6 protein-coding genes and 5 tRNA genes are annotated in these 5,570 nt (G+C 71.8%); 5 read left to right on the forward strand and 6 right to left on the reverse strand.

The features are described from left to right. Positions 1 to 136: 136 nt before the first annotated feature. The 3 genes from ACFWI9_RS25225 to ACFWI9_RS25235 all read right to left on the reverse strand — a co-directional run bounded on the left by ACFWI9_RS25225 (position 137) and on the right by ACFWI9_RS25235 (position 2,937). Positions 137 to 982, reverse strand: a complete 846-nt coding sequence (locus ACFWI9_RS25225) for a GNAT family N-acetyltransferase (RefSeq protein WP_387165332.1) — start codon at positions 980 to 982, stop codon at positions 137 to 139. Positions 983 to 1,060: 78 nt separating this feature from the next. Further along, positions 1,061 to 1,891, reverse strand: coding sequence for an aminotransferase class IV (locus tag ACFWI9_RS25230; RefSeq protein ID WP_387165333.1), 831 nt, complete (start codon positions 1,889 to 1,891; stop codon positions 1,061 to 1,063). Then, the gene (locus ACFWI9_RS25235; protein ID WP_387165334.1) at positions 1,888 to 2,937 is read right to left on the reverse strand and encodes a chorismate-binding protein; all 1,050 of its coding nucleotides are present in this window, start codon (positions 2,935 to 2,937) and stop codon (positions 1,888 to 1,890) included. Before ACFWI9_RS25235 ends, ACFWI9_RS25230 begins: the two co-directional genes overlap by 4 nt. 269 nt (positions 2,938 to 3,206) lie before the next feature. Between ACFWI9_RS25235 and ACFWI9_RS25240 the strand changes: the two genes are divergently transcribed. The 5 genes from ACFWI9_RS25240 to ACFWI9_RS25260 all read left to right on the forward strand — a co-directional run bounded on the left by ACFWI9_RS25240 (position 3,207) and on the right by ACFWI9_RS25260 (position 3,679). Next, positions 3,207 to 3,279 (forward strand) — tRNA-Gly (locus tag ACFWI9_RS25240). Positions 3,280 to 3,314: 35 nt separating this feature from the next. Continuing rightward, a tRNA-Cys gene (locus tag ACFWI9_RS25245) sits at positions 3,315 to 3,388 on the forward strand. Between the two features lies 1 nt (position 3,389). After that, positions 3,390 to 3,461: transfer RNA gene (locus ACFWI9_RS25250), tRNA-Val, on the forward strand. A 37-nt stretch (positions 3,462 to 3,498) separates the two neighbouring features. Beyond that, positions 3,499 to 3,570, forward strand: a tRNA-Val gene (locus tag ACFWI9_RS25255). A 37-nt stretch (positions 3,571 to 3,607) separates the two neighbouring features. Beyond that, positions 3,608 to 3,679: transfer RNA gene (locus ACFWI9_RS25260), tRNA-Val, on the forward strand. Between the two features lie 102 nt (positions 3,680 to 3,781). Here the strand turns inward: ACFWI9_RS25260 and ACFWI9_RS25265 are convergent. The 3 genes from ACFWI9_RS25265 to ACFWI9_RS25275 form a co-directional block, all read right to left on the reverse strand. Beyond that, positions 3,782 to 4,063: a zf-TFIIB domain-containing protein gene (locus tag ACFWI9_RS25265; RefSeq protein WP_387165335.1), complete on the reverse strand. Its 282-nt coding sequence runs from the start codon at positions 4,061 to 4,063 to the stop codon at positions 3,782 to 3,784. A gap of 51 nt (positions 4,064 to 4,114) precedes the next feature. After that, positions 4,115 to 5,137, reverse strand: a complete 1,023-nt coding sequence (locus ACFWI9_RS25270) for a phosphotransferase family protein (protein WP_387165336.1) — start codon at positions 5,135 to 5,137, stop codon at positions 4,115 to 4,117. A 233-nt stretch (positions 5,138 to 5,370) separates the two neighbouring features. Beyond that, positions 5,371 to 5,570, reverse strand: a 200-nt coding sequence (locus tag ACFWI9_RS25275) for a hypothetical protein (protein ID WP_387165337.1), incomplete at its 5' end; no start/stop codon positions are given.

Below are 5,570 nucleotides of genomic sequence, written 5' to 3' on the forward strand. Positions count from 1 at the left end.
AACGCCCCCCCGCCTCGGCCCCGCTGGCCGGGGAACGCCCCCCCCCCCCACCCCCGCCGGCCGGGCAACCCCCCCCCCCCCCCCCCCGGCCGGGGGCCCCGCCCGGGGGGCGCACGGCGCTATTTGCCAGTCGCGCCTAGAGCAGCCGTTTGCCCACGTCGATGTGCGTCACCTGGTAGCCGAGTGACTCGTAGAGGCGCAGCGCCGGAGTGTTGCCCGCGCGGACCCGCAGTCCGAGCAGGTCCGCCTCGGCTTCCGCCCGAGCGATCCGTTCCGCGAGGATCATGAGCGTCCGTCCGTGGCCCCGCCCGCGATGGGGCTCGGCGACCTCGATGGCGTACACGTAGGCGCCCTGCCGCCCTGGACGCACTTCACGCTCTCCCACCCACAGGTGCCCCACCATGGCGCCCTCGGCCTCCATCACCCTGATCCAGGTCCGCGGAGTGGTGAGCCCCTCGGGAAGCAGTTCGCGCTGGTCGGCCACGGCACGTGCACGAGCCTGCTCGGGCGGGACCCCCTGTGCGACCAGGAACTGCGCGTGGCCCTCGATCTCCGAGGCCGACCAGTCGCCGAACTCGGCCTCGTCCATGGGCCGGCCCTCGCCTCCGGCGGTCAGGCCGGGCAGCTGGCCGGCGGTCAGCTCCTTGATCATGCGGCGGCTCTCCTCGGCGTATCCGAGAGCCGTCGCCAGCCGCGCCGCAGCTGTGGCCTCCATCGGGACGGAGGCGCTGACCCGAGTGCAGCCCCAGTCGCGGAGTACCTCCTCCGCGGCGAGCGCGGCGACCGTGCCACGGCCGCGCCGCCGGTCGCCGGCGTCGATCGCCACAGATCGCAGCACCCCGGCCGTCGGCCCGAGCGTGGGATGGGTGCCCAGCTCGACACTGCCGACGCGTCTGCTGTTCACGCACACGTCGTAGGTACGCGACCGGGAGCCCCGGTCGTCCCGCTGGAGCGGCCCGGACGGCCGCAGGGTGGTGGTCATCAAGGGCTTTCTACCTGCCAGGCCGCCCGCAGTCACCAGGTTTCACAGGGTTTACCGGATCCCGACCAGGCACAGGGCTCAGAGCGCCTGCGGATCCGGATCGGCGGCGGCCCGTTCCTCGAAGACCCGCATGGCCTTGGCGGTCACCGGCCCCGGCGTGGCGGACAACTCGCGCCCGTCGACCCGGTGGACGGCCTGGACGTCCCGGAGGGTGGAGGTCAGGAAGATCTCCTCGGCCCGCTCCAGGACATCCAGCGGCAACTCCGTCTCCTGGGCCCCGGTCCACTCCATGGTCAGCGCACGGGTGATCCCCGCGAGGCAGCCGGAGGAGAGCGGCGGGGTGTGCAGGTGCCCGTCGACCACCACGAAGACGTTGGATCCCGTGCCCTCGCAGAGCTGTCCCACCGTGTTGGCGAACAGCGCCTCGGAGGCTCCCCGCTCATGGGCGCGGGAGAGGGCGACGACGTTCTCGGCGTAGGACGTGGTCTTCAGTCCGCTCAGCGCGCCTCGCTCATTGCGGACCCACGGGACCGTGACCACGGCGGTGGTTTCGGGTCGGCGGCCGGACTTGCCGAGCGCGACCACGAGGGTGGGACCGGTATCGCCGCGGTCGGAACCAAGCGGCGAGAGCCCGCCGGTGTAGGTGATGCGCAGCCGGCCCAGGGCCATCGGGTTGGCCTCCAGCACGGCGTCGCAGGCGCGGCGCACCTCGTCCAGGTCCGGGTCGGGCAGGCCGAGGCCGCGGGCCGAGCGGGTGAGCCGGTCGAGGTGCCGGGTGAGAGCGAAGGGGCGCCCCTCCGTCGCCTTGATGGTTTCAAACACCCCGTCGCCCACCGTCATCCCGTGGTCGAGTACGGAGACAAGGGCGGTGCCGGCATCCCTCAGTCCGCCGTTCACCCAGATCCTCATGGCGCGATCCTTCCGGTCTTCGCGTAGCTTCCCGACGCTACAGCCAGCAGTCGGGAGGCCTTCAGTTCGGTTTCGTCCCACTCCCGCTCTGGATCGGAGCCCCAGGTGATCCCGGCGCCGGTGCCGAAGCGGAGTACGCCCATGGCCCGGTCGATCCAGAAGGTACGTATGCCGACGGCGAGCTCACCGGTGCGGCGGTCGGCGTCCACCCAGCCGATGCCGCCGCAATAGGGGCCGCGCGGCACGGTCTCCAGAGCCTCGATGATCCGCAGGGCGCTGGATTTGGGTGCTCCGGTGACCGATCCGGGCGGGAAGGTGGCGTCCAGCAGCTCCCGCCAGCCCGCTCCCGTGGCCAGTTCACCACGGACGGTGGACACGAGGTGCACGAGACCGGGGTGCGGTTCGACGGCGCAGAGAGCCGGCACCGTGACGGACCCGGTGGCACAGATCCGGCCGAGGTCGTTGCGCACCAGGTCGACGATCATGACGTTCTCCGCGTGGTCCTTCTCCAGGAGGTCCAGGGCGGTGCGGCCGGTCCCCTTGATCGGCCCCGATTCCACGGTCCCGCCGTCGCGGCGCAGATACAGCTCAGGCGAGGCTGTGGCGATCTCCACGCCGTGCGCGGGCAGCCGGATCGTTCCCGCGTACGGGGCCGGGTTGCCGCGCGCGAGCAGTGCCGTCAGGGCGTCGACATCCGCGGCGCACAGGTCCGGCAGGGGCGCGGACAGCACCCGGCAGAGGTTCGCCTGGTAGACCTCGCCGGCCGCGATGTACTCGCGGACGCGGCGTACGCCGGCGATGTACGCAGCACGGTCGAGGGACGAGGTCCAGTCATCGGCGGCGGGGCCGCGCCAGCGCCCCGGCTCGGGGGCGGGCACCGGCGCGTGGCGTACGTCTCCGAAGCGAGCGCAGGTGAGGCGGCCTTCGAAGTCCGCGGCGACGGCCCAGAAACCGGACGACTCAAGGGCCTCGGGGTCGGAGGTGACATCCCTGAGGTCGGTGGCGACGAGGCCGCCGAAGCGGGCCAGAGGAGCGAGGTCGTGCACGGCTGTGAGTCTATGGCGGGACGTGTCCCGCTGCTCCAGGCGGTCTCCGGGCCCGGTCGGGACCGGTCGGGACGGGTGGCGCGGGTCCTGTCCGGGCGATACCGGGGCCGGGCGGCCCCGGCGGCCCGGGACGGGTCCGCAGCGCACGCGGCGGTGAACCCGCCGTGACCACAGCTCAGCACGCTGCGGAAACGCGTTTTTGTGCTGGCCCAGGAATCCGCTAGAGTTCAACACGTCGCCGGGACGCGAGAGCGGACCGGAAACGACAAGCGGACGTGGCTCAGTTGGTAGAGCATCACCTTGCCAAGGTGAGGGTCGCGAGTTCGAATCTCGTCGTCCGCTCGAAGAGGGGGATCTTCCCGACCCCCGCACTCCGGGGTGGAGTGGCCGAGAGGCGAGGCAACGGCCTGCAAAGCCGTCTACACGGGTTCAAATCCCGTCTCCACCTCCAAGGACGATTAGCTCAGCGGGAGAGCGCTTCCCTGACACGGAAGAGGTCACTGGTTCAATCCCAGTATCGTCCACTCAGCACCACCCACGATCTTCAGGTCGTGGTCCCGAGGACGATTAGCTCAGCGGGAGAGCGCTTCCCTGACACGGAAGAGGTCACTGGTTCAATCCCAGTATCGTCCACTCAGCACCACCCACGGCCTTCAGGTCGTGGTCCCGAGGACGATTAGCTCAGCGGGAGAGCGCTTCCCTGACACGGAAGAGGTCACTGGTTCAATCCCAGTATCGTCCACAGTCCGGAACCCCCGGCCGTTGATTCGGCCGGGGGTTCCGTTGTCATGCCCGTCAGGCTTCCGGGTTTACCGGAGTTCCCGCTGCCAGGAAGCCCGGAGCGTCAGGAGGAGAAGAGCATCCGGCCGAAGCTCTTGTGGCGGTGGTGGCCGCCCCCGTGGTGTCCATGGTGCGGAGCCCCCCACGCCGGGGCGGCGGGAGCGGGCGCGGCGGGGTAGCCACCGGGTGCGGGCGGAGCCTGCTGGACCCACTGCGACTCCATGCGGGTCAGTGCCTCCAACTCGCCGTAGTCGAGGAATATCCCCCGGCACCCGCTGCACTGCTCGATCTGGACGCCGTTTCGGTTGTACGTGTGCATGGGCGCATGGCACTTGGGACACTGCATCTTCTGCTCAGCTCCTCGCCGCTCGGTTGCTGTACTCGGCTGCCGCTCACCCTACGGCGTGCCGGCGATGTCCAAGTCCGTCGGGATGGACGCGATTCGGGCACAAGCGTCGATCATCAGAAGTTCCACCTCGTCGGGCTCCCGGCCTTCCCGCACACTCCTGGCCAGCCCGAGAGCAGCGGTCTGTGCGGTCAGGGCACGGGCGGGCACGTCGAGTTGGGCCCAGACGTCGCCGGGGGCGGGCGGTACGGCGGAACCGCCCGCCTCGCGGTACGCGGCGAGGAAGCGGGTCCAGTCGTCCGCCGGCAGCAGTCCCGCCGCGAACCAGGCGGCGGGGCGTGCGAGGTCCCAGGCCGGGTCTCCGAGGCCGAGGTCGTCGGCGTCGATGAGCAGCCAGGGGCCGTGGACGGCGGGGTGGCGTACCAGCTGGCCCAGATGCAGGTCCCCGTGGCAAAGGCGCAGCGAGTGGTGCGGTCCGGGCGCTTCCGCCCTGGCCCAGGGCGGCAGGCCGCGCCAGGCCGCCAGTACGTGACGGGCCGCCGGGTGGCGCGGAAGACGCCGGATGGCCGCCGCGGCCTTCAGCGGCCCGCGCATGGGCGGCAGCGGCCCGGGCAGGCGGTCCACCTCGACGCGGTGCAGCCGGGCGAGGAGGACAGCGACGTCTTCCCAGGGGGCGTCGTCCGGGGTGTCGGGATCCACGGGAGTGCCGTAGGGCCAGGTCGTGACGGGCCGCCCGCCGACCGTGTCCCCCGCGCTGTGGGGGTCGCCGCTGATCGGGGCCAGCAGGATCCCGTCCAGTTCGGGGTGTGCCGCCACGGCAAGTCGTATCCGGTGCTCTTCCGGGTCGGTATCGGGGGCATGGGCCTTCGCGACGACCGTGCCATGGCGGACCACGACCCCGTCGTCGCGCTGGGCCAGCACGTCGGCGCCCTGTCCGCAGGACTGGCAGGACTGGCGGGACAGGCGGGACAGGCGGGACAGGCGCGGCAGAGGCGCGGTCCGGCCGGACGGGTGCGCCGCCGACCGCGCGGTGAATGAGAGCGCACGTATGAGCGCGGCACGGCCCTGGTCCATCCGGCGAGCCTACGGGTTGACCCGCACTCCCTGGAATGCGCCCGTCACGGAAGCGGTGGAAGAACCCGGGAACCGCAGGAGACCTTGAGGACCAGGTCCCGGACATGGCGCTGGCCGGTCAGCTCCCCAGCTGACCGGCCCAGCGCGTGCCGTCCGCCGCACCCCCGTCCCCACGGGGCTTCCGGGTGGGATGTCCCTGACTCGGGCCGCTCTCCCGAGTCCAGGAGCGCCGCTCAGCGCCCCAGCATCACACCCACGGACGACGCTTGTGTGACCACTGCCTCCCAGCCGCCGAAGACGACGACGAGCAGGGTCGCGAGAGGGAGCACCATCGCCGTCGCCACCAGCGGGTGGGGGGGGGCGGGCGGGCGGTCACCGATCTCCGCGAACGCCCGGCGGCCCTGTGTGCGGGTACAGGGGCGCGACGCCCTGT

The organism is Streptomyces sp. NPDC127084, assembly GCF_042724175.1.
Classification (GTDB): domain Bacteria; phylum Actinomycetota; class Actinomycetes; order Streptomycetales; family Streptomycetaceae; genus Streptomyces.